Here is a 23,453-nt window from a genome sequence, read left to right as displayed (position 1 = left end):
ACTATGAATATTGCAGCATCCATTAAAAGTAAAATTAATAAGTTAGATTCAGGAGAGGTTTTTAACTATGATACCCTTGGAATTCCTCCAAATGAATTCCTTGCTGCTGCAAAGGCATTAAGCCGATTAGTTGAGGATGATGTAATCAGGAGATATAAAAATGGGGTATATTACAAACCTAAACAAACTGCTTTTGGGGAATTAATGCCCAGAGAAACTACACTTCTTGACTTGTATCTCTTTGAAAAGGACAAACAGATTGCTTACGTTACCGGATTGCGACTATACAATGAACTGGGATTGACAACTCAAATCTCGAATGTGGTAAGGGTAGCAGGTAATAAAGAGATCAAAGCCAAAATAGGTAATCTTGTCATTAAACCTGCAAAAGCGTATGTGCCGGTTGAAGAAAACAATGTATCGTTACTTCAATTATTAGACGTTATAAAAGATTTTAAAAATATTCCGGATATGGATAAAAAAAGAGGAATCACCTTTTTAAGGAAAAAAATTCAGGAGCTTACTGATGTAGAGAAAAATAGACTGATTGCTATTGCCAAAGCATATCCTCCAAAGGTGAGAGCACTGTTAGGTGCCATCCTTGAAGCTCTTTCTTTAAATTCCCTCAGTACATCACTAAAAGACAGTATCAATTATCTGAGTACTTATAAATTTGGCTTATCTAAAAGCATCTTACCTACGATCTCAAACTGGAATATTTCTTAATGAAATTACATCACTATAAAGCCGCTTTTGAAGGTGCCATCGTGGCCACTGCCCAACATTTCGGAATTTCTGAAATCTATGTAGAAAAAGATTATTGGGTGACCTTTGCCCTTAAAATTATCTTTAGGGATCCCAACTCCAAAGATATTGCCGTTTTCAAGGGAGGAACTTCACTCTCTAAATGTTACGGTATCATTCAACGGTTTTCTGAGGATATAGATCTCGTTGTCATAAAAGAGGATGGAGAAACGGATAACTCTTTAAAAAGAAAACTTAAGAAAGTCACCAGTGTGTTGGAATCAGAAATGAAGGTTGTTCCTGATCACCCCCTGGAAAATAAAAAAGGCAAAATCAGGAAATTGGTGTACGGTTATGATAAAGTCGGGGTAAAGGGTATATATGGTCAGGTCAGGGACCAGATTGTTTTGGAAGTTTCCAGCTTAGGCAGATCTTACCCATCGCAAAAAGTCAGTGTACACTCTATGATCACACAGTTTATTGCGACCACCAACAATCAGGACCTTATAAAAGAATATCAACTCGAACCTTTTAATTTAACGGCAATAAGCATCGAACGAACCTTTTGCGAGAAAATCATCAGCCTGGTAAGATTTTCATATACGGAGAATCCTTTAGAGGATTTAAAAAATAAGATCCGACTCACCTACGATTTACACCAGTTATTGCAGGAGTATAAAATTTCGACATTCCTAAAATCAGATGCTTTTGAAGCAATGCTTTTGCAGGTGGGTAAAGATGATGATAAAGCTATTCTCACAGATAAAGAATGGTTATCAAAACATCCGTCAGAATCCTTATTTTTTAAAAATACCGGGAAGGTTTGGGAAAGTTTAAGCCCAACTTATAATGGTCAATTCAGGGAATTACTAACCGGAGAACTACCAGACGAAAAAGAAGTATTGCAATCTTTGATGAATATCGGATCAAGACTAAAAGGAATAAAATGGACTATTTGAAAATTCAGATTTCGTGTAGCCAAATTGTTTTTAATTAGGATTATTTATAAACCGATGAGAGATTTTTAAAACCACATCCCTTTCACCCTTTGCTTCGTTAAGCTCCAGTAATACCTGCCGGTCGTTACTCAGAGAAAACTTAGGAAATACATACACCATTCGAGCAGTGTGGCCTTCTTTAATTTTCATAGGAGCTTTATAGGCGAATACAGGGGCTTTTTTAAGTGATTGCATCGATTTTTTCTTTCCCTTTTGCCTGGTAGTCACAGATAGATTCAGAAAATTAACATCATAATCCAGGCTGGATTGGTTCTCAATCTGAATTACAAAATACAGTTCGTTCTGGTTAAACACTATATTTTCAACACTTAATATGATGCCCTGGTTTCTTTTCTTTACCCTACCAATCCGCTCCTTTTTACGCAAGAGATAGGAACCAAAACTTTGATAATGAGTATCTCTATCGAACTGATTTCTTTTTGGTTCTACTTTCTTAGCAGGGCCTGGTCGATCAGGCTTTGCATTGCCTATACGTTCTGTACCCTGGATAAAATAGTTTAATCTGGAGAGATCTTTCTTATACTTAAGGATATAAGAGTACACTGAACCTCCGGCATCTATTACCAGAAGATTACTCTCTGTCCCTGGTTTGGCCTGTAATAAACCGAAATATTGTTGTCTTTCCCTGTTATGGGTAAAAACAAAATTGCTGGCACCTGTAATACCCTGGCTGATAGGTTGCGGAAAAAATAGAGCTACGTTTTTGTGCTCATTGGCAAAAATCGTGTCCAAGCGTTCTGCCTTTTGAGAATAAAGTTGGATGCCTGTTAAGAGCATCGCGGAAATAAGAAGATATGTTTTCATGACAAAGAGTTTAAATTATACCAGAAATTTATAAGCCTGGTTTTAATATGAGTTTATAGTTATTCAGGATCGTAACTTTTACATTACGATTTTTGGTTTTTAAGAGCTTGCCTATACCACTTACCTGTGGCACACTGGGAATATTGATCTCTCCTAAAAGATCATCCAGGACTTCGGTAGTGGCTTCCTCACGAAAATTATTTTCCACATAAATACCTTCACTTCCATCCTGTAGATCAAAAGCTTTTAATGCGGTTGGTTGATGTTTTAAATTCTCTATTTCGATAAGCACCCGGTTAGGCTGAAAGCTTACAAAACCAAAAATGGGAGTATTCTTTGGGACCGGCTTATTGCCGATAGTAGCATCCTGGTATAGCCGTAAACGGATCCGGGAATTAGCCCTGACCACCTGGGTACCATCGACTACAGCTAAAATTTCCGAATCGGTAGTTTCAGAAGTAGCAATGTTGTTTGATTTAGGATTGGATGCAAAGAAAAGCTGGTGCTCCAGTCCCATCTCTTTAGCCTGGATCTTCATTTCTTCCCGAGTTGCTGAAGTATCTGTACTTTGCACTTTCCTGGGAATTGATTTTTTAGACCGGGCAGCCACCGTACTTACTTCCGCATATCTTCTTTCTCCCAAAAAATAAATACTATCAATAACGTGCTGTTTTTTCTTTTCGGGAAGTTCTGCATCGTAATAACCCAGAGAATCCATCAGTTTTTCATCATAAATACTCGGGACATTGGTCTCTCTTACCTCTTTTAAATCGTTGATGGCATCCAGTTTCGAATCATAGGATGGTGGATCTTCCCGCAGCTCTGGAACCGTCGTTTGTTTTAGGTTATTGTCCTCTTTTTGATCATCACCTGTGATCATGATCGTATAAGAGATCAAAAAAATGATGGTGATAGCGATGATACTCCCAACCACGATCTTATTCTTTTCTATTTTCATCATAATATGTTTTAAGATTCAGGAACGATTTTTCTCAGACTGTTTTCAAAGTAATCCGCGATCAGGAGGCCATGAGGATTATTTGGAAAATGCCGATCTACCGTTATAAGTTTTCCTGTAGAAATAAGTTCATAAGTGTCTACAATAGAGCCTCGGTTGATTTCAAAAGTGGTAGTTGTTCTAAACCTATAATGATCATCCATTTCTTCAATGTCCGATTCGATACTGATGACCTTTTGTACTAAAGAATATTGAAGCAGACGATTATAAACACCCTCGGCTTTTTTCTGGCGATATAGATCGGCAACAGAACCATTACCCAACCATAATGCCTTTTCAAGGTTTTTCTCATAATTGGTGGCATCAATACTATAGAAGTAGGTGTGGAACAAATTCAGATGTGCTAATGCTTCCACCTCGAAATTTTCTTTTTGGGTGACAAGTTTCAAAGGAATAATACTCCCGTCATTGTTAATGGCAAAAGCAGAATTCAATGCTTTTTTATTAGTTGTGAAAGTGACCCAGAGGGCAAAAGCACTAAATATTTGTGCGCTTATAACAATAGCTAATACTATAAATCGGTTGAGTTTTAAGACGGTATAAATATCTTTATAAGGAGTTTTCATAGTTTTTGCGTTTGTTTATTCTGATCTATCTTTTCCATAACTGGCAAAGGTTTTAGCTGGTAAATAATCTCAGGGTAAAGGAGATGGCGCGGCGGTATAATTTGAATTTTAAAAAGACGATAAAACCAATTGATCCAAGTTCCACCACCGGAGCAAAGAAATTACTCCCGAAATCGGTTCCGAAAAGGTTCTGCCAGAAGTTGGTATTAATCTCCGTATAGAGCGCGTTAATAAATACATTGACCAGAAAAAAAGCAGGAACAAGCATATATACTCCCGCATATAATCTGAAAAAGCTATATGCCATCGAACGGAATTTTTCAAATACCGAAAGACTAAGGATCAAAGGGAAGAAAGCCTGCATGATTCCCAGGATAAAATAGCGCTCCGCAAGGAAAAGGGGATAAATGAACAGATCCAGGATCCATAAAAACAGGCTGATCAGAAAGGCAAAAGTTTTAAAACCATATAATGGAGTGACCAGTGCTTCATATAATAAGGCCATGGCTTTGCGCATTGCGTCCAGTGCGGATACATCTTCTTCGATCGGGATCTCCTGCATTTGTAAGGGGAGGAGGGCAGGAGCAGTTTCACGGTATTGGTTCTCTATGGCTACCAGGATACCATCAAAAAATCCTAAAATCTGAGTAGAGAAAATAACCAGCAATACCACGGCAAAGTTCTTAGCCAGTTCACCAGGACCAAGCCCCCATGTATATCCATCCTTTTCCGCTACACCCTCATTATATTTTTTCAGAATGTTGACCAGGAAGAATAAAACAGCTAAGGTTTTCATTCCTACTATAGTGTATTGCGAGAACTCACTACTCTGAATCGTCTGGAACACAGTATCAATATATTCCAGACCTACTGCGGATATGATGGCACCAGCTGTCATTAAAAAGCAGTTTCCCGGTTATTGATCCTGTCCTGCATCTTCCGAAACGAGATGATGTCCTGGTAACGCCTGGTTTTCAAGCGCACATCATTCACCATTTCCTGGCTTTCCAGTTCTTTTTGTTTTAATACCTCGGCTCGCTCGGCATCACTCATTTTTAAATGGTCACTGGATAAGATCTCATCGATAAAATCCATGGTTGCCAGGGAATTTTCTACCACGGCATCAAAGGATTCTGTGACCCTGGTTACTTCATCGGGTTCGATATACGGAGAATCCAGAATGTCTCGAAGGTCATTCTGCATGACGCTGATCAATCGCTGATTATTTCGTCCGATCTCCCGAACAGCCTGTAGATCCTGAATGACACTATTGACCTTTTCTATATTCTCTTTTTGAGCTTTTAGAAAATTAACCGTCTTTACCAGGTTTGCTGTCTGTTTTGCTGATTCTACAAGGGATTTTACCAGACTGATAAAATTGGTATTATCATAAACGGGCATTCCCTGGCACGCAGCGCGTGCAGGCAATAATAAGGCTATAGCCATTACTAAAATCAAAGTTTGAGTTTGCTTTTTCATGATTTCCTGTTTTTAGGATTAATAAATTCTGTAATTGCTTTTTCCATGGAGTTATGTTGGTCATAAAGCGCCATTATTTTATCATTTTCTGACCCATCAGTCAGATATGCCGCATAAACTTCCATGGGTACTTCGAGACGGAACACATTGCTTTGTTTTCCAATCTTTATAAAGATCTCTGTGTATTTTCTGGATCCGGTAAGGTTGTTCTTAATAGATTTTAACTGGTTAAGATCATGTTTGGAGAGGTTTAAACGTCTTACCAGCTCTTCATATCCTTTTTCGTTATGGAGGCTGTAAATCACCTGTGTGTTCTCCAGAATACTCGCTGAAGTGGAATTATTGGGAAGCTGGTTGATCGATTGTAAAATGATTCCGATAGCACCGTTCTGTTTACGAATAGCCTGATAATAAAATTCTACGCTCTCCAGTACGTTTTCAAATTTTAGCTGTTTGGCAAACTCATCAAAAAGTATGATTCCTTTTTCCGAACGATTCTTCCATATGGTTCTTTGTATAGCCGACTTGATCAGCTTCAACATTACCGAAAGGATTTCCTTGTTATCCTTTACTTCATCCAGTTCAAAAACGATCAGACGTTTATCTTCGATTTTATAGGTCTGATCTTCGCTCACTTCAAATAGGAAACTATATAGACCATCGCCAACATACTCCGACATGATATGTAAGAAGTTCGTAATGTTGAAGTAGTCGGGATGGATTTTGAGTTTGCTCAACAGCTCTTTTTGGTTGCTTTCGATGAAGTGATAAAAGCTATCCAAAGAATGATTCCCAGGTGTGTTTATATAATAGTGGCGTAATATCTTTTTGATGGAAACCGACTGCGCTTTGGTTACTTTCAGATCAGAAGCAAATAATTCGAATAGGAATACCGACAAATCTTCCAGACGTTCCGGGCTTAGATCATTTTTATTATTGATGTAGAAAGGATTGATACCTAGACTCTTTCCACTCTCATAGCGAAGGACAGTATATTGTCCCGGATATAGTTTAGCAAATTTAGTGTAGGATCCTCCCAGGTCAATAATGACCAGGCGTATCCCACTTTCAAAATATTGTCTCAGGATGTTGTTAGCCAAAAAGGATTTGCCTTCACCAGTGGGAGCAAAAATGGCAAAATTCCGAGCTTTGATCCGTTTCTTTTTCTCGTCCCAGACATCTTTAAGTACAGGGATATTATGTTCCCGGTCATTAAAGATGATACCTGTAGGATCAGTCTTATAATTTGTATTATTAATAAACAGGCACAGGGCATGTTTTAAATCAGTTACATAGAGATCTTCATTGGAGAAATTGGGCGAAAAACAGCAATAACTGTTTAGTATATAATTTTTACGTTCTTCACCTCCGGGATAGTAGGGTATAATGTCCAGCTCTTTGAATTCGGTCTTTATTTTGGAAGTAATTCTATCCAAATTTTTAGCGTCCCGATCCCAATAGATGATGTTTAGATGACCGCGTATGATTCTGGAATTTTCATCCCCATTGATCCGATCCAGAGTATCCTGTATTTTCCCCAGGACTATTTTGTTTTGAGATCCGAAATTGGAACTCTTTTTTAATTCCTCCACTTTTTTATCCAGCAGCCTGCGCCATTTATGTTTGTCGTCCAGGTATATGATCTGGTTTATCATATGATTTTCATTCAGGGTGAGCCCTAAACCATCAATAAATCCCTGATGGAACACAAAATCATCCGAAGTGAATTTTTCATTGGTCTTACTACTTTGTACGCTTTCGCCAAAGCAGAGTTCGCTGTTGATGGCCATGGTGTCAAAATAGTTTTCGCCAATATTGACATTTTTCTTATCCAGTAAGATATCGGTGTCAAAGCCTTTATTGAAACCATTGAAATAGCTGTTAGTCAGGCGCTCTATACCTTTCCTTCCTAGTGGGATGAGATCTATTTTACGACTGTTATTGATAAATGAAACCGAATCGCTAATTGCAGCTGTAAAGCTGTGTACACTTTCATCTAATTCCCTGACAATGCCCTTTGAGATATTTCTAAATGGATTGACATATTTGGAGTTATTAAGGGCTTTATTTTTGGGCAGGATAAAAAAGAGAAAACTGCGATGCTGCATATATCCTCTTCCTTTGAAATGATCATGGGTGGCTTTTTCTAAAAAGGATTCGCCTGGTAATTTCTCACACGAATAGGCTGTCTTTAAATAAATATCTTGCTTATAGACCACAGTTCCTACCGGTAGTGATTTAAGTGCCTGAAACCATGCTCCATGTATATCTTCAAAATCTTTTTCAGATAGGGAGTATATCTCTGGTAAGGTCACTTCATAACACAAAACCACATTACCATTATTGGCAAAAATGATATTGTCTCGAATATCTACAATAGGATTATGGGCTGATAGGTTAATCTTTTTCATAGTCGAAGCCGGAATTTTTTTTATTACTTATGATTTTTGGGAATAATTTGGCCACATGAAATATTTGAGGATTATTCACTGACCTGATCAAGGCGATGTATAAAACCGAATTGAAAAGGAATACCCCACTAATATTCCCAAAACTGAAAGAAAAGATGACGACCAGAAGAGAAGCTATTATGGATACCATCATCAGTGCGAACAGGGATAAAGGCAATCCAAAAATGATTGCCTTCTTTCTCATATTCCTATAAACCTCAAATTTTTTCATAACGCTTAGTTCCTTATTACTTCAGGATCTTATACCACAATGGTTATCAGATAGGAAAAAATACCTACGACAGCGCCGGCAATGAGAACAAAGACCAGTACCCTGGTGATTCCTTTTTTGAGATCGGAATTTTCTCCAAAGAAATGACCGGCATTAAAAAGAAATCCAATAAGGAAGATGACCCCCAGGATAATAGGGAAGATGCTCCTAATAGTATCAGAAACATCATTAACGGAATCTTCAATTCCACCAATCTGTGCAAAAAGTGATGTTGAAAGTAGGGAAGCAAACGTTGCCAAAAAGATTGATTTTTTCATAACGGAAAAGTTTAGATTTTTGATGTTGTTTTCGTTAAAGAAAAATTACACATTAATAGTTTTAAATAATTGAAAATCAGTTATTTGTGAATAAAATATTATTTGGTTTTATTTCAATTTCGTTGCTATTATTTGACATTAAATTCTATGAATATCAATAGGTAAGTTGTTGATAACCTGAAAACTGAAAATGAAAAGACCACTCAAAAACGTCAGTTTTGTGATTTTGCTCCTGAAAATGTGTATCATTTTCGGGCAGGGATCTCAGAATCAAAATATAATTATCATTGATCCGGGACACGACGGGAAAGATTCAGTTGCCATTGGAATTAATGGTATTCAGGAAAAGGATGGGGTGTTGAAAATTGCCCTGGAAATTCTGAGATTTAATGAAATATCCGAATCGCCAATCGATATTTATTTGACCCGGTATAGTGATACCTTGATTTCCTTATCGGATAGAACTAAGCTGGCCAAGGGTCTAAATGTGGATATGTTTATTTCACTGCATTGCAATCATTCGAACAATCCAAATGCTAGAGGGATGGAAGTTTATGTGGCGAATGCTACATCTAATTATTCAAATGAGTCCACTTGGCTTGCTTTTCAGTTGCAAGATGACCTAAATAAGAAATTGGGTTTTGAAAGTAGGGGAGTGAAGTTTGCAAATTTTCAGGTAAAACGGGAAACGGTAGATTATTGTCCTTCTGTGCTGTTAGAATTGCGGTTTTTGAGTATTGGGGATGAGAATAATTTTCCCAAAAGGCAGAAGCTATTACGGGGATGGCTTTAGCTGTATGGGAATTTTTAATTAAAAATTCAAAGGTTACTAGAGAGTTATATGAGAAATATTAAAAGAGATTTTGATAGCGACTGTTAACCCTATACCTACCTATATCAGAATGTCTATTTGATTGAGAATAGGATTGTAAAGGTCAACTGTGTCATCCGGGGACTCTATCGATAAAATTAAGCTGTAACGAACTTGATTGTTGTACCTCATTAGTTTTTTTCGTGTTCGCCACCATCCATTAACCGGAAAAATAGCAATCACGTTTCTTGTGGCCAGGTCGGCAGCAGTTCCTTTCCAAATGTCTTTATGGATTGAACCTTTGTCTCGAACTTTATTACCGAGAATCCAACTTTCACCAGAATACGAGCCACCTTGGTCTTCCAATCTCGCTTCTCTGTTTACTCTTTCACGAAAATGCCCAACAGATTCACCGGAATCAATCATTTTAAACCTCAAACCGTAGGATTGATAGTAGTATGATTTGCTATATTGTTTGTTTCCGGGATTAGGTTCTATAAAATAACATAGCGTGGCGGTAAGAGTTACTTCACTATCAAAAAGACCAGTCAATACTTCTGAGGGCCAAGGCAAATCATGCAAATGCATTTCATTAGTTTTGACTGTTCCCTTGTCAAGAATGTACGGGCTTAAAGTTTCCTGAGCAATTAGCGTAAGTGAGTTGTTGGCGCTTCGAACCGCCTTCTGAAAGTCAGGTACGCCATAGCCAAAAGTTCGTAGTAAATCTCGTTGCTCTGCGTTATTTAACTCTTGGATTTTTCTATTGCCAAGCATTTCATTTGTCCAGTCTGCCGAATGTACTAGAAGCCCTTTAATAGTTTCAGGCCATAGTGTCGGATATTGCGAGGTTAACATTGCAGCATATCTAGATGCCAGTGCAGTGGCACCGCTTGTATCGCCAAAGCTATGCAATGGTTCAGTTCTAAAGTTTTTTCCAACCGAAAGCACTCTTAATGAATCTGGATCTATGAGTCCATCATTATGAACCCCATAATTACCACCTTCCATAACCAATTCAGGTTTTAAAGCCCAACTGTTTTCCCACATCAGGGAAGTGCTATTGCTTGGCGACATTCCGCCAGTTGGAACAAGTGGGGTTGCCCCTATAAATTGGGCTTGGTCAATAATGGTCTTTTGGGTAAATGAGCCAATTGTCAAAACATTAAAGGCTTGGGCTGGGTCGTGAATGGATTCTTCAAAATTTCTTTGGGGATATTCGTTAGGGTTGAATATAATAGTATTGCCACTAGAAATACAGAATAGAAATTTACCATTTGATGTTCCCGATTCTCCAAATGCTATTTTATCTACCGAACTTGACCAAGAAGAAGGTTTTCCCTTGTCTCGCCCATCCGTAGCAGTAACGGCCATAGTAAGAATCCGTTTATTTTCTGAATTTAAGATAATCGCTCTGGCAACTGCTTCTTCAGTTACCGCACCATACAATTCTGGTTGATGAGGATTGTTCGGATGAATTAGTTTTATGGATTCCAGACGATGGAAAATTTCAATGTTTGAGGTGTCTTGTAGTAAATCTGTTAGGTCACCATATAATGCTGTTCCGGCCATTGGTGTTCCGTGTCCGAGACTATCGGTGTCGGCATTTCCCCATTCAGGATTTACCGAGTCCATATTTCCATCTGGTAAAAAGTCTTGCAAAAGAGGGTGTCCTCGGTTAACCCCAGTGTCCATAATGCAGATAATTACGGAATTATCTGTAGTTCTATTGATTGTCCGGTTTTTTAGGTCTTCTATCCAGTCATTAGCATCATCACTGTTAAGACCTGTAAAAAAATCGGCAGCTTCTTTAGGCTTCCTTAACTCTGCCAATTTATCAGTATATAAAATAGTAGTCGATAATTCCCTAGCTGTGCATCTTACCAAACGCACAATGTGTTCTGGGAACAGTAACCTTCGTTCAGCTACAACGATGACGTTATCTGTAAGCATATTCATTACGTCGTCATCTTCACGGGCATCGTTCTGGGTATCTTCGCGACGTAACCAGACTTCCCACCAGATTTCTTCATCCAGGTGGGGAAATTCAATTTCATCTTCTTGCCAAAAACTGACTAATGTGGCTTGCTGAATGTTGCTGATGTTGTTGAGTAGAGGAGCATTTTTAGGATTCCCCTTTGGGGTATCTTTATCAGGATTAAGATATACTTCAATTTTATTTAGAAATTTCGATATTCCTTTTGTGTTTAAAAATACACAAGCTCGATATTGCTCATATTCATGACCATCTATTACAACTTTTTCCAATTTTGATGAAACAAAGCGATGGTCGCCGGCTCTTCCGTCCTCAAAACTATCAAATGCCAACAAACAATTTTTTTCGGAAATGAATTCTAGATATACAAAATCAGTATTGGAATCATCTCTGAAGGACCTTACGGCCATACCAAGTTGAGCACGTAGAGAATTACCGTGAGCACCTCTATTTCTATCAATAGGATTCACTTGGTTTCGTCCAGTATCTGGGCTTGTGTAAGACTCGGTAGATACATACCCAGAAAGAATTATGTGTTCTAAGTTTCTAGGCATCTACGATTTAAAACTGGGTCTTTTTGTTTTGAATAAATTTATGAAGTGTGGCTGATGAAACTTTATCGGAATTGTTCACAATCATTTCCTTAATAGCATCTTTACAGGCATTGGAAATATCTGCAAAGCTCAATCCAACTGCTTCCTTTGCCAAAGCATTTATGGTCTTGCCTTTAGTGAGTGAATACCCTTTAAGCTGAACTTTAATAAGTTCTGCAATTTCTTTATCGCTTGGTAAAGGATATTGTATAATGTCATCAAAGCGTCTGAATAAAGCTTTGTCCAGAGCTTCCGGTATATTGGTTGCGGCTATCAACAAGCTATTCGATTCATCTTTCTCAATATTCATCAAGAAGCTGTTCAAGACTCTTTTAATTTCCCCAACGTCGTTGCCGTAACTACGATTAGAACCTATGGAATCAAATTCATCAAAAAGATACACAGCTCTATGTTGATACATAGAATCGAAAATTAATTTGAGTTTAGCAATAGATTCACCCATATAACGACTAATCAAACCATCCAATCGGATAATAAACAATGGAATTTCCAAATCGCCTGCGAGAGCCTTGGCCGTCATAGTCTTTCCACAACCAGGTGGACCAACTAGCATTAGTTTACGTCTTGGTTGTAAATTATGCTGTAAGAGTTGGTCAAATTTTCTTTGTTCAGATAAAATACGCTTAATAGCCTCAGATACCTCTTTAGTCAAAACCATATCTTTGGTTTTGATATGAGGCCGAAAAACTTCAAGTAAATCTTTTAATTCTCTTTGGGCTTCATTAACAGGAAGAATTCTTGTTTTTGAAACTGAATCTACCTTTCTTTTAGTCTTGATTTTATCAATCAAATGTTTCAGTTCCTCAGCAAGTTTGGTGTGCCCTTGTTTGGCTTCAGCAGCCGCAATCTGCATTGCAGTGGTGTAAAAACGGTTGTCGTCTTCGTCACCATAGCTCTGTAATAATGCCTTTATTTTTTCTGCTGCTGCCAAATTGTTTTTAACAAAAGTAGTGAAATTAAAAAATTATTAGATGTGAAAACTTGTAATCCTTATAAAAATTAGTTTCAAATTAAGATTTACATAATAAACTTCTACTTCCTCTTATCCCCAGCCTTCTCGTCAAAAGCAATCAAATTAAACAATTCCCGCATCCGGCTGCGTACTCTATTTCCATAGCGTTCTTCCAACTCCTCTGCATTTAAATTAGTAGTAGCATGGGTTTTCATTTTGGTCTCCAGAAAAAGATCATAGCGAGAGAGCAGGATTTCCCCAATCACATTGCAATCTTTTCCATAATGCCGCCCGATAGGTTCTACACCCATATCATCAAAACAGAAAAAACTACTTTCTCCATAATCTTCTATGGTTTTATATCCTAAATGATTGAAGGCAAAAACAATATTGCGGCAGGGCATCACTACATATTTTCGTTGGTGTGGTACTAAAAAATGTAAGAGTTTCATAAGACTTGTTTTACCACATCCTACGGGACCGGTAAGTAAGAGTCCCTTATCTAGGTCAATATCAAATTTTTTGCAATTTTCCTTATCCTTGATGAAGTAGGAGCATAGCTTTAATAAGATATCTTTATCCTTTTTGTAAATTTTAAACTTTTCACCAAAGAGGATCTTACCTTTCGCATTCAGATACACCAGGATTTTCGGAAAATCATACTGCACGGATTTTCCATCAAACCTGCCTAAAGAATATTCTACGCCGCCTTCGATTATTTTAGAGGGGTTGTGCATAATCCTTGGTTTTAGTGGTCTTGAGGTTGTCCTGATGATGGGACACTTCCTCTTTTATTTCCTTGCTATCTTCGTTGAATAATTCGGTTCTATCCATCCAATGGATCGCTAAGGCTTTCCAGTCCCTTACCTCGTTTCCATCACTTGTTTTCCAATTATTGGACTGGTAATGATCAAAGAATTTTTTTCCTTCATCAGCATTAAATCTTTTTTCTTTAAAAAAAATTAAAACGTCCTGCCTGCCCTTTGGCTGTTTATGAATGTTTATTTGTTTAGTATTGTTTATATAAGGTACCAATGCTTGTCCACTGGCGGGACGGTGTGGGTCCACAGCTTGTCCATTGATGGGATGGTGCTGGTACACAACTGGTTCTTCTTTGGGATAGTACTGTTCCGCAAGCTGTTCCAATATGGGATCGTAGTCGCCCGTAACCGGTTCATCTGTTGTCCCGATAATGGACATCTTAATTTTACTTCCCTTGTAAGGATTGTTTGATGGAAAATACGAGAGATAATTCCAGGAGTCAAGATCGGTTATACAGCGATGATAGGTAGATTTTGAACCTATCTTGGCTACGCGCATCAGTTCTCTGCGGTTGACAAAAAATACATCTGCAAACCGACTACTATTCCATTCCTGAAAAAGAGCCATATACAAACTAATATGCGTTGGGTTTAGGCGCTCGTCAAAAAAGAATTTTTCAAAAGCTGCATTGAGTTGCTTAATATAATTCATCTTTTATAGATCAAAATTGTGTTTTACTCTGTTTTCATCCATCACCCGGTGGATCTCCTGGACATCATAGTAAATAATCCCGCCCACTTTGGTGTAGGGCAACGTGCCATTGATTCGAAGGTTTTGTAAAGTTCCCGGACTAATTTGAAGCAGATCCATAACCTCTGAGGATTTAAGATAGCGTTTCAGTATCCCGGAATTTTGTTTGGAAAAAAGGGTTTTTAATTCTTCGAGTAATTCCATTTTGAATTCTCGAAGATCGTCTGTGGTAATAATACTTGTTGGCATAATAGAACATTTTTAATAGAAAGGGACTACCAAATGGTTAAAGCTTTTTAATTGATAGCCCCTATCATAGTTTGACTTTCGTTCTACTAAATTGGTACAGTTTGATGGATATCTTTCCCTATAGGTTTCGTAGTTACGAGAAAATTTAACATTTAATATCTATTGCTATAGTATGGTCTTTTTTGGGAAAGTATTGCTTAGAATTATAAACCAAACTATTAGAAAATTGATTTTATACGGCAATTCTTGGACTTTTCGTAGTAACTCGTAACTACGAAAAGTTCATTTTTCATCATCCTGGTTCATCTTAGCTTCCAAACGCAGGATAAGATTATGAAGATATTTTGCTCTGGGACCTTTTCGGGACTTTATTTCAGAGTAGGTTTTGTAGATGTTCTCCAGTTTGATATTGAAGAAATCCTCAAAAGAAGAAGTGATTGTGCTGATATCTACAGTACCATGGTTAAGATCTCCATTGGCGTATAAGGCATAGATAAGTTCTACCAGTGAAGTTTTTGACCCTGACCACAGCATGACCTTATGTTTTTTATCCATCAAACCACTTTGTTTTCCTGGTCGTAGAGTTTCCATTGCTTCTCTAATGAAATGGATGAGCCGATACATAGCCTGGATCTTTGCCCATAGCATATCATGAGAGCTTGAAAATTCAGGATACTGGTAGTAATTGATCATGGGAGTGAAAGGATAGTTCTTACGATGGTTCCTAGTAAAAAGCTGGTGATCCAGGTATTCATGCCCTTGTTCCATATATTGGACAAAATCATTATTCTTATAAAAGAACTTATTGATCTTACGTAGTTCCTTTTCAAAAAATCGAAATTGAAAATTCTTACCTGCTTTAGGTTTACGAGTCTCACAGGATCGTACTTCTGAGAAATAGATGAGATAGCTCATAGGACAGGGTTTGATTTTTTTAAAGAATTCGATCTCGTCCGGGGTGTTTTCAAAATCCTCTTTTTCCACAATCTCTTTTAATTTAGAAAGGGTGTGATTTGAAATATCAATCCCTTTATCCGCTTTTTTTAAGGGATGAGGGATTGGTACCACCTTAGTGTTCAAACTATTGTGAAACTCATGTATTACGTCATCAAACATCTTATTATTACCTTGAATCATTAAAAAATAGTGTGGTAACGGGATCTTCAAATTGTTTGGTTTTAAAGACTAGGTAAGGACCGCGATTACAATATCAATTATGAAATCTCATTTCTCATCATGTCCAATTGTTCTAACAGGAAATTATCGGAAGTTTGAATAAAAGCCTGTTTCTCAATTATGGTTGCACCAAATTTTCGTTTTTCAAAGGAGGCGCTAAAACCTAAATCTATTTTCTGTAAGTTTAAATTCTTAGCCCTTTTTATGGTCTGATATAATAATTGACGATATACCTGATACTCCCTGGCATAGTCATAATCCATTCCGATTAAATTGGGGACGTATATACCTTCTTTATTTTTGTAACAGAACATAACGCCTACAATCTGGTTTTCTTTTTGAAGTTTTAATTCGATGAACTCCCAGTTTTTATCGGATGCCATATTTTGAAATACTTTTTTCGGATAGGTAAAGGTGTTTAATCCAAAATTTTTTGATTTCACATTTTTATAGAGTTCATGATAGGTATCAATTTTTTCAGGAGTAGGGGAGTCTAAAATTGATATATGGAACTTATCTTCAAACGGCAGTACCTCTTTTCTGAAATGTTTTCGAGACCGGGAGCTTAATGTTTCCAGAAATTCTTCTTCACTGTTCCAATCTAAATTATTAATTACACAGGAATCTGGCATGGAGACGGGAATATAACCTTCCTTTTGGAAAACTTCTGCTAAGGCTGTAGATTTCTTAAAATCGCGCAGAACGCACATTCCAGTTCTTAGTCTTTCTCCCAGCGCTTCGATTCTTAATAAGAGTTCTTTGATAGCTTCCTCAGATTGTGAATGCTTGTGGTCTAAATACAAATGACTACCTTCGGTAAAGAGACATCCCATAGACAGTACTTTAGTAGTCATCGCATAGGGATTGGATTCCCTGTCTTGCTCTATGGCTTTGGATACCGATTCCGGTGCAAGCATATCATTCTTCCATAAGCCGCTGGTTAAAAATGTAGCTAAAATTGGATCATCCTTCTGATCGTTAATTATAAAATAATGGAAGTTCCAGTTATGCTCTTTTTGGTCATTATGGGAAAAACATTTTTCCAGAAATTGAAGACCATTTTTATTAAGCATATTTTGACTTCCAAGAAGTTTATTCCATAAATCTGTATCTATGTTCTCAATACTTTCGGCATAAGTCACTGATATATTTGAATCTGATTTTTCTTTTATTGTAGTAGGCTTCACGTTTATATTAAAAGCTTTGCCAACCCTTTCCAAAGTGTTATTCGTTGCATTTAGCGCTTTTTCATAATGATACTCCAGGGCATTCACCAGGGCTTTAATATCTTCTAATTCATTGTGGCAGGAAATCGTAATTCTTACCCCGGTATTTTTCACAGGAACCGCTGGAAATAATCCCAGGTTTACAAAGAATCCTTCATCCAGCATTCGTTTCACAAAATTATAGCCGGTGGCGGGTAAGCCCGTACCAATATAAAAAACCGGGGAGTCGTTCTTTGAAATTAAGGGCATGTTGGTTTTTGAAAGCAATTCATTAAAATAATTTATCCGGAGCTGTAGTGCCTTTTGTAGTGAATATATTTCGGTAGAAAGATGAATGTTTGCCGAAGCACTTGCCGCAGCAACAGCGCTGGGTTCCAGTTGGGCAGAAAAGGTGAGGGGGCCACCAAAATTTTTAATTTTTCTAAAGAGTTTTCGATCTGGACAAACCAAGACTGCACCCGAGGCTCCAAAGGTTTTGCTTAAAGTACCAAATAATAAAATTTTTTCAGGGAGTTCTTTTAGGACTTCCATTACATAGCCACTACCGTTATGTCCCTTCCAGCTCATGCCATGCACATCATCAAAATACAAGTGCAGCTGAGGATATTTTTCACAAAGGGAGATAAGATCTTCTATGGGGGCATAATCACCATACATGGAATAAACCCCATCTGCCATATACCATATTTTTTTAACCTTCCCGGATAATCTCTTTATTCGGTCTTCCAGCATGTCCATGGAATTATGGCGAATTAGGCTTACAGGTATACCTCTAATTTTAAGGAATTGGGCCGCATTTTGAACACTCCAGTGCACCTGGTGATCTAAGATTACCGCATCCTCATCCCTTACCGCAGTTGGTATAACCGCGATATGACCTAACGTACTGTTCTTGGTTATAAGAATTGGATTGTTGTAGATGGCTTCTATTTTTTCTTCTAACTCCGCATACAATGGATGAGAGATATAAGTCTTTGAAAGTGGAAATTGAGTACCATATTTTTGAATGGCATCTATAGCAGCATTTTTAAGACGCTGGTCTTGTTCCAGACCCAGGTAGCCCGTGGTTCCGAAATGAAAGGATTCTATTCCATTAACTTTTATTTTCCGTCCATTCAATCCTGATCCCTCAGCATGCAAATGTAAAACTCCTGCTTTAGTTGCATTGGTAATTACTTCATCTACGGTATCGAGAAAATTGTTGTGGGTAATTTTTGCCATAACTTTCGATTTGAAATTGTATTTCAAACTATAACAATTATTTATTATAAATCTAACCGTTACTCTTAAAGGTCTTTTCAGAACAGTTATTCGGCTTTTCATCCAAATGCCGGTAAATGCTATGAGTATAATTTTAAATCATAGTATTTAATGCGCCTTAAGATGTTCTGATAAGCCTTTATAAAATTTTATTATATATTAGTGATATCCAAATCTTTACAGGATGATTGTGGATGGAACATATGCAAAAATGTGGATCTCCGATGGGATCTTATTCTTTGTCTATAAAGAAATTTATGAGATCAATAGGAGTATGGCCAAAGAGATCGTTAGTCAACGTTTGCAGTTGCAAAATGAAAATTCATATCCGATATTTTGCGATCTGCGAGCTGTTACCAATGCACAAAAGGAAGCCAGGGATTATCTGGCGATAGAAGGTGCTTATATGACCAAAGCACTGGCGTTACTGGTGAAAGACGATCATTCGATGGCCATTACGCAGTTATTTATAAAAACAAGCAGCCCGGCTTATCCGACCCGGGTATTTAGAGATAAGAACAAAGCCCTTTTGTTCCTGCAAGACTATAAATAGTAATCTTTAATATAAGAGTTATGGAATATGCATTCAATAACGAAGACAAAATGAGGTTCAATTCTTTATATAACCAGATCATCGAAATTGCCTGCGGTAACTTTATGTTTCGTCAGGAACCGTCCGATCGCAGGGATCCCATTGATACTATTTCCGTTCTGCTAAATATGATGTCTGAGGAGATATATAATTTTTGTTTTGGGGCAAATCAGGAAAAAAAGCAACCGGAAATACAATTCGTAATATTCTTAGATAAGAATTTTCATATTACCTCATATTCTTCCGGCACTCCTGAAATTTTAAAATGGGAACAGGATATGTGTGACCGTCCGGTATCTGAAATTCTTTCAAAAAATTCTATACAAGCGTTGATGGACGAACTTGATTCAGACCCAGGAAGCGTTTATCAGCAATTTGTTCCTGTTGACTTTATTATTGAAGGTAAAGGCCTGTATAGATGTCCCTGCATTATTCAGGGGATGGTGGGAGTAGATCCATCCTGTACATATGCAATTACAGCTTTTCGGTTTGCTAATGGGGAGGCCCCCACCAAGAAAGCAAGCAGTACAGCTCATTCCATCAACTCAGAAAAAAAGGAGAGTGCCGCAACAAAAATACTTTTAAAACAGGTACGGCTTTATGTGCTCAGAAATCTCCATACCGAGCTGCCTTCCCTTAAAGAATTAGGGCTAATCCATCGAACCAACAAAACGAAACTCAAGGAAGGATTTAAGAAAATGTATGGCACAACCATCTATCGATTTCACATGGAAAAAAGACTTGAAAAAGGAGCTCTTTTAATCCGAAATACGGAACTACCCATTTCCATAATAACTCAAAAATGCGGTTTCAAGGATCATTCTCATTTTTCTAAGAATTTCCGCAAACAATTTGGGCAGACACCCTCTCAGTACAGAAGAGAATATCAGCGGTCGATTCTATAATAGAACAGCTTATCGGCTTTAGCAACCATTTTATTTGAAGGTATTTGGTGAAATTTACTATTGTAAAATAAGACAGTAATAAAGTTTATATCCTTAGGTTATTTACTGCTCTCATTTCAGTAAGACACTGGAATGTTTACACTCTTAAAAGAATTATCAAAATCTTTTTGCGCAGAAAGTAGGAGAAGCCGAAAATCCTTCAAAGAGTAGGTATACTTTAAATATTTATATTATGAAAAAGCTATTTTTAATTCCAATAATGGCACTTCTCGTTGTATTTGGGATGTCCTTTACAATCAATGGAAGTAAAATTGAAGAGCAACCTGATGAAGCCGTTGCCAGCGATTATATCCTATTTAATGGATCATGGCGAGCCATAGATGAGCAGGATTGTCCGGGGACTGGAAACACCTGTAAAGTGAAATTTACGCAGAACGGCACCGAATATGCTGTGTATGATGAAATGGATGACACACTACCAAAAGATAGCGCTAGTGAAGAGGCTGTACTTATCGATCCATAAAATTTGGAAGTATTAGCATCTTAAATTTCTCAAGGGCTCTTTAATTTTGAGCTCTGGATTAAATCAGATATCACCTCAGGCTTATGCCCGAGGTGATATTTTTATTAAATATAAAAGCCTACAAGACTGGAAATCAGGAGTGATAAGACTTTTTCTAATTTAGTTCATATTCCTCAGGATATCCCAGGAACACCTGTTTGTAATCCTCTATTAGATATTTTTGAGCGGCAGCATTTAAATCGTTCGAGTCAATAAAATGTTCAAGTAATGTTCCTGTAGTAAGGATATCAAATTCGGGATCCTTTCCTTTTTCCAGTTTTGATTGTAAATAATCCGGCCATAAATTAGAATAACCAAAACTTTCAAACTTCCTTTCAAACGACCTTAGTTCGTTGGAAGCTGCTGCTTTTAACCATTCACCATCAACTCCTTTTTCCTTTACAGCCCTAAATGCCTCCATCGCATATTCCCGCATACGATCTTCATTTCCCAGGGCACTGTCAAATTGTATGTGAAAGGCAAAAATTCCATTATTATAATCCAACCATTCTCCAATTGCACTGGGGGCATAACAACCATTACGTAATCTTTTATAAACCTCTTTATGTAGCGCATCATTCAAAAACTGAAGTACAATTTCAGTCTTTAAATCTTTAGGAACTTTTACCGGAAAATAAATGTTGGTAAACACCTGATCTATACTTTTGTATTCAAGACTATGCTCCATCTTTTGTAAGGGAAATTTTAAATTCTGCTTAGAGGTGACCATCTTATTTTTATCGTTTACTACTGGAAATGCGGATAAAGTGTTAACTAATAATGGTGTTATTTCGTTTTTATCAAAATCGCCGGTTACAATAAAAGTAAAGTCTTCAATACCCGAATTCCATTTTTTGAATGACTGTAAGAGACCGTCCATATTCATTGTTTTAAGATCTTCCTTTTTTAAGTGGGGTAACTCTGGATACCAAACATATTTAATCTTTTCAGTGACGAAATTTTCTGATCCTTTTATAGCCTTTCCCTCAAGTTCATCATTTTTCAAAGCTTTCCAGGCCTCAAATCCTTCCTGATCCTTTCGGGGCTGATCTAAATAAAGATAGAGCAGGTTAAAAAATTCCGGTAACTCCTCAAGTTTGGATTGACCATAGATCATTTGATTGTCAGTCGTAGTACGAAATCCAAGCTCAATACCTTTTTCTTTCTTAAACCTATCCAACTCAAACTTATTAAAGGGGCCAGCGCCGGTATATTGCACTAATTCAGGCGCTATTTTGGCCGAAAGGTATTCTTGTCGATTTTTCAGTGGAAATCTGTTAGGGCGAAAAGCCTGAATGGAAACCTGATTCTCAAACATTTTCTTACGAGGCTTCGTTGGTTTAAGTATTAACGTTACACCATTAGCCATTTCAATGGTAGTAACGCCAATCATATTTTCAGTTTCCCTGACGACTTCCTTTTCTTTTGAAGTCGGAATATTTACAAAATTGGCAAGAGCGTGTATAGGTTTATTTTCGATAATTGGCTCTAAAGACATGTTATCCACTTCTTGGATCCATTGTTTTAATACCTTTTCGTTAGGGACATTCACGCCTCTGCCTTTAAAGAATATATAATGAACGTTATGGCTCAGATTTTCATATCGCTGCTGATAATCCTGAATATCATTAAGATCAATTTCAGCAAGAATGGTTGATATGATATTTATTTTTACTTCTGGCTTAGGAGCTGCTTTACCATAAAAGAAATGCATCTCTAAGTCTATTGCTAAGGAGGAAGAATTCAAATGGCTTTCATTATCATATTCTTGTATAATAATTTCTTTGGCCGCTTCTAATTCTTTCTTATTAAATCCGGATTGCATTCTTTTCCAGGCTATCAGACCATTTTGAAAATCTGATTTCTGTTGCTCTATATTATCTGAATCCAATTTTAAATTCATCTTAAATCCCTTTAACTGCCAGTCTGGTAAATGATTTACCCCGTGGTTTGTCACGAAATTTTCAAAAGGGGGATTAAACTGTTGTTTCAGTTGGTCTTCTTTTTCCTCGATCATTAAAGTGTAGAGCTGTTGCACCAACATATTTTTATAATCTTTGGTGCTTTTAGGAGCCTGTGCAAAATTCGGTGCGGTGTGAATTATGTTCAGAGCTAATTCATCACTAGTACTATCTTTTACTGTTGTAAAGAAATTCTTTCCCTCAAGCTTAATGGTGTGATTAAGCACTCTGGCATTGGCATCTTTCTTTTTTGCAGGAATTTTTAGATCAGAGAATAATTGTTTGATTTCGGCCTCTATAGTATCAGGGTTTATATTTCCAACAATTATCGCTGCTTCCAGGTCAGGCCGGTACCAGTCTTTATAAAACCTCTTAAAAGCTTTAGAGTTAAAATTTCTAAGATTATCAATGTGTTTTTTATCATCATATATTTTATAGGATAGGTTATTCAGAGTTTCTATTTCTATTTTTTTTCCAACCCACTGCCGATGGGGGTTTAAATTTCTGAATTCCCCTTCTACCGCTGCACGTTGCACCTCTATTTGATCAGGTTTGTATTCATTCACCTGGCCCCAGTCTCGTAGTAGCTGTAAAGTTTTTTTGATGACCAGTTTATCTCCTGAAGGTATTTTAGCATAATAGTTTGTATGTCGAGATCCCACATTGGCATTACTATACCCCCCAATCTTATTCATAAAATCATGGACACTTGGAAAATGTTTGGTGCTTCCAGCCACTAAATGTTCTAAAAGATGGGCATATTCCAATCGATCTTTATCTTCATGCATTCTACCCGCTTTCACGACCAGTCTCATATGTATCTTGTTCTCCGGATTATCATTTTTTAGTAAATAATAAGTAAATCCATTATCCAGTTTTCCATAACGTACTTCGGGATTTAAAGGAATGGTATCATGCTGCTGTATAAGCTTTTGATTCTGACTTTTTACGTGGCCTACTCCTGAAATGATTAGGAATAGGAAAATATATAGTTTGAAATTCATAATATCG

At 37.2% G+C, this 23,453-nt stretch carries 21 protein-coding genes; 6 read left to right on the top strand and 15 right to left on the bottom strand.

Features of this window, described 5'->3' with window-relative positions; genetic code table 11:
• Positions 1 to 3 precede the first annotated feature (3 nt).
• Together C7S20_RS15245 and C7S20_RS15240 are read left to right on the top strand one after the other, a co-directional pair.
• Positions 4 to 726 carry a DUF6088 family protein gene (locus C7S20_RS15245; protein WP_107013281.1) on the top strand — a complete coding sequence of 241 codons (723 nt, stop codon included), beginning with the start codon at positions 4 to 6 and terminating at the stop codon, positions 724 to 726.
• Positions 726 to 1,703, top strand: coding sequence for a nucleotidyl transferase AbiEii/AbiGii toxin family protein (locus tag C7S20_RS15240; RefSeq protein WP_107013280.1), 978 nt, complete (start codon positions 726 to 728; stop codon positions 1,701 to 1,703). The genes C7S20_RS15245 and C7S20_RS15240 overlap by 1 nt, the downstream gene beginning before the upstream one ends.
• A 30-nt stretch (positions 1,704 to 1,733) precedes the next feature.
• On the opposite strand, the gene C7S20_RS15235 is transcribed toward C7S20_RS15240, so the two are convergent.
• From C7S20_RS15235 to C7S20_RS15200, 7 genes are all read right to left on the bottom strand, one after another.
• Positions 1,734 to 2,567, bottom strand: a complete 834-nt coding sequence (locus tag C7S20_RS15235; protein WP_107013279.1) for a DUF4138 domain-containing protein — start codon at positions 2,565 to 2,567, stop codon at positions 1,734 to 1,736.
• A gap of 28 nt (positions 2,568 to 2,595) precedes the next feature.
• Positions 2,596 to 3,525 (bottom strand): conjugative transposon protein TraM, encoded by a 930-nt coding sequence (gene traM, locus C7S20_RS15230; RefSeq protein WP_107013278.1) that lies wholly within the window; start codon positions 3,523 to 3,525, stop codon positions 2,596 to 2,598.
• 11 nt (positions 3,526 to 3,536) lie between these two features.
• Positions 3,537 to 4,151, bottom strand: a complete 615-nt coding sequence (locus tag C7S20_RS15225) for a conjugal transfer protein TraK (protein ID WP_107013277.1) — start codon at positions 4,149 to 4,151, stop codon at positions 3,537 to 3,539.
• A 52-nt stretch (positions 4,152 to 4,203) separates the two neighbouring features.
• Positions 4,204 to 5,049 (bottom strand): hypothetical protein, encoded by an 846-nt coding sequence (locus C7S20_RS15220; RefSeq protein WP_107013276.1) that lies wholly within the window; start codon positions 5,047 to 5,049, stop codon positions 4,204 to 4,206.
• Complete coding sequence (locus C7S20_RS15215) at positions 5,049 to 5,630, bottom strand: conjugal transfer protein (protein ID WP_107013275.1); 582 nt, start codon at positions 5,628 to 5,630, stop codon at positions 5,049 to 5,051. Before C7S20_RS15215 ends, C7S20_RS15220 begins: the two co-directional genes overlap by 1 nt.
• Complete coding sequence (locus C7S20_RS15210) at positions 5,627 to 8,041, bottom strand: TraG family conjugative transposon ATPase (protein WP_107013274.1); 2,415 nt, start codon at positions 8,039 to 8,041, stop codon at positions 5,627 to 5,629. Before C7S20_RS15210 ends, C7S20_RS15215 begins: the two co-directional genes overlap by 4 nt.
• 300 nt (positions 8,042 to 8,341) lie before the next feature.
• On the bottom strand, positions 8,342 to 8,629 hold the full coding sequence (locus tag C7S20_RS15200; RefSeq protein ID WP_107013272.1) for a hypothetical protein: 288 nt from the start codon (positions 8,627 to 8,629) through the stop codon (positions 8,342 to 8,344).
• Positions 8,630 to 8,819: 190 nt separating this feature from the next.
• Between C7S20_RS15200 and C7S20_RS15195 the strand changes: the two genes are divergently transcribed.
• Positions 8,820 to 9,422, top strand: a complete 603-nt coding sequence (locus tag C7S20_RS15195) for an N-acetylmuramoyl-L-alanine amidase family protein (protein ID WP_107013271.1) — start codon at positions 8,820 to 8,822, stop codon at positions 9,420 to 9,422.
• 99 nt (positions 9,423 to 9,521) lie between these two features.
• On the opposite strand, the gene C7S20_RS15190 is transcribed toward C7S20_RS15195, so the two are convergent.
• The 7 genes from C7S20_RS15190 to C7S20_RS15160 form a co-directional block, all read right to left on the bottom strand.
• Entirely contained in the window at positions 9,522 to 11,987 is a 2,466-nt protein-coding gene (locus C7S20_RS15190; protein WP_107013270.1) for a S8 family peptidase, read from the bottom strand.
• A gap of 7 nt (positions 11,988 to 11,994) precedes the next feature.
• Positions 11,995 to 12,978 carry an AAA family ATPase gene (locus C7S20_RS15185; protein ID WP_107013269.1) on the bottom strand — a complete coding sequence of 328 codons (984 nt, stop codon included), beginning with the start codon at positions 12,976 to 12,978 and terminating at the stop codon, positions 11,995 to 11,997.
• Between the two features lie 101 nt (positions 12,979 to 13,079).
• Positions 13,080 to 13,736 (bottom strand): P-loop NTPase family protein, encoded by a 657-nt coding sequence (locus tag C7S20_RS15180; RefSeq protein ID WP_107013268.1) that lies wholly within the window; start codon positions 13,734 to 13,736, stop codon positions 13,080 to 13,082.
• On the bottom strand, positions 13,720 to 14,472 hold the full coding sequence (locus C7S20_RS15175) for a hypothetical protein (RefSeq protein WP_107013267.1): 753 nt from the start codon (positions 14,470 to 14,472) through the stop codon (positions 13,720 to 13,722). The genes C7S20_RS15180 and C7S20_RS15175 overlap by 17 nt, the downstream gene beginning before the upstream one ends.
• Before the next feature lie 3 nt (positions 14,473 to 14,475).
• Entirely contained in the window at positions 14,476 to 14,760 is a 285-nt protein-coding gene (locus C7S20_RS15170) for a helix-turn-helix domain-containing protein (RefSeq protein WP_107013266.1), read from the bottom strand.
• 282 nt (positions 14,761 to 15,042) lie between these two features.
• Positions 15,043 to 15,876 (bottom strand): RteC domain-containing protein, encoded by an 834-nt coding sequence (locus C7S20_RS15165; RefSeq protein ID WP_035716285.1) that lies wholly within the window; start codon positions 15,874 to 15,876, stop codon positions 15,043 to 15,045.
• A gap of 98 nt (positions 15,877 to 15,974) precedes the next feature.
• On the bottom strand, positions 15,975 to 18,383 hold the full coding sequence (locus C7S20_RS15160; RefSeq protein ID WP_107014263.1) for an aminotransferase class I/II-fold pyridoxal phosphate-dependent enzyme: 2,409 nt from the start codon (positions 18,381 to 18,383) through the stop codon (positions 15,975 to 15,977).
• A gap of 223 nt (positions 18,384 to 18,606) precedes the next feature.
• On the opposite strand from C7S20_RS15160, the gene C7S20_RS15155 reads away from it, so the two are divergent.
• From C7S20_RS15155 to C7S20_RS15145, 3 genes are all read left to right on the top strand, one after another.
• A complete protein-coding gene (locus C7S20_RS15155) occupies positions 18,607 to 18,975 on the top strand; it encodes a DUF7793 family protein (RefSeq protein WP_227009023.1) in 369 nt (122 codons plus the stop codon).
• A gap of 20 nt (positions 18,976 to 18,995) precedes the next feature.
• A complete protein-coding gene (locus C7S20_RS15150; RefSeq protein ID WP_107013265.1) occupies positions 18,996 to 19,919 on the top strand; it encodes a helix-turn-helix domain-containing protein in 924 nt (307 codons plus the stop codon).
• Between the two features lie 232 nt (positions 19,920 to 20,151).
• Positions 20,152 to 20,442 carry a DUF6520 family protein gene (locus tag C7S20_RS15145; protein WP_107013264.1) on the top strand — a complete coding sequence of 97 codons (291 nt, stop codon included), beginning with the start codon at positions 20,152 to 20,154 and terminating at the stop codon, positions 20,440 to 20,442.
• A gap of 154 nt (positions 20,443 to 20,596) precedes the next feature.
• Here C7S20_RS15145 and C7S20_RS15140 read toward each other — a convergent pair whose 3' ends face one another.
• Positions 20,597 to 23,446 carry a M16 family metallopeptidase gene (locus C7S20_RS15140; protein ID WP_107013263.1) on the bottom strand — a complete coding sequence of 950 codons (2,850 nt, stop codon included), beginning with the start codon at positions 23,444 to 23,446 and terminating at the stop codon, positions 20,597 to 20,599.
• Positions 23,447 to 23,453: the final 7 nt, after the last annotated feature.

Source organism: Christiangramia fulva, from assembly GCF_003024155.1.
GTDB lineage: Bacteria > Bacteroidota > Bacteroidia > Flavobacteriales > Flavobacteriaceae > Christiangramia > Christiangramia fulva.
Note: the sequence above shows the minus strand (reverse complement) of the source record. Positions and strands in the feature narration are given on the sequence as shown.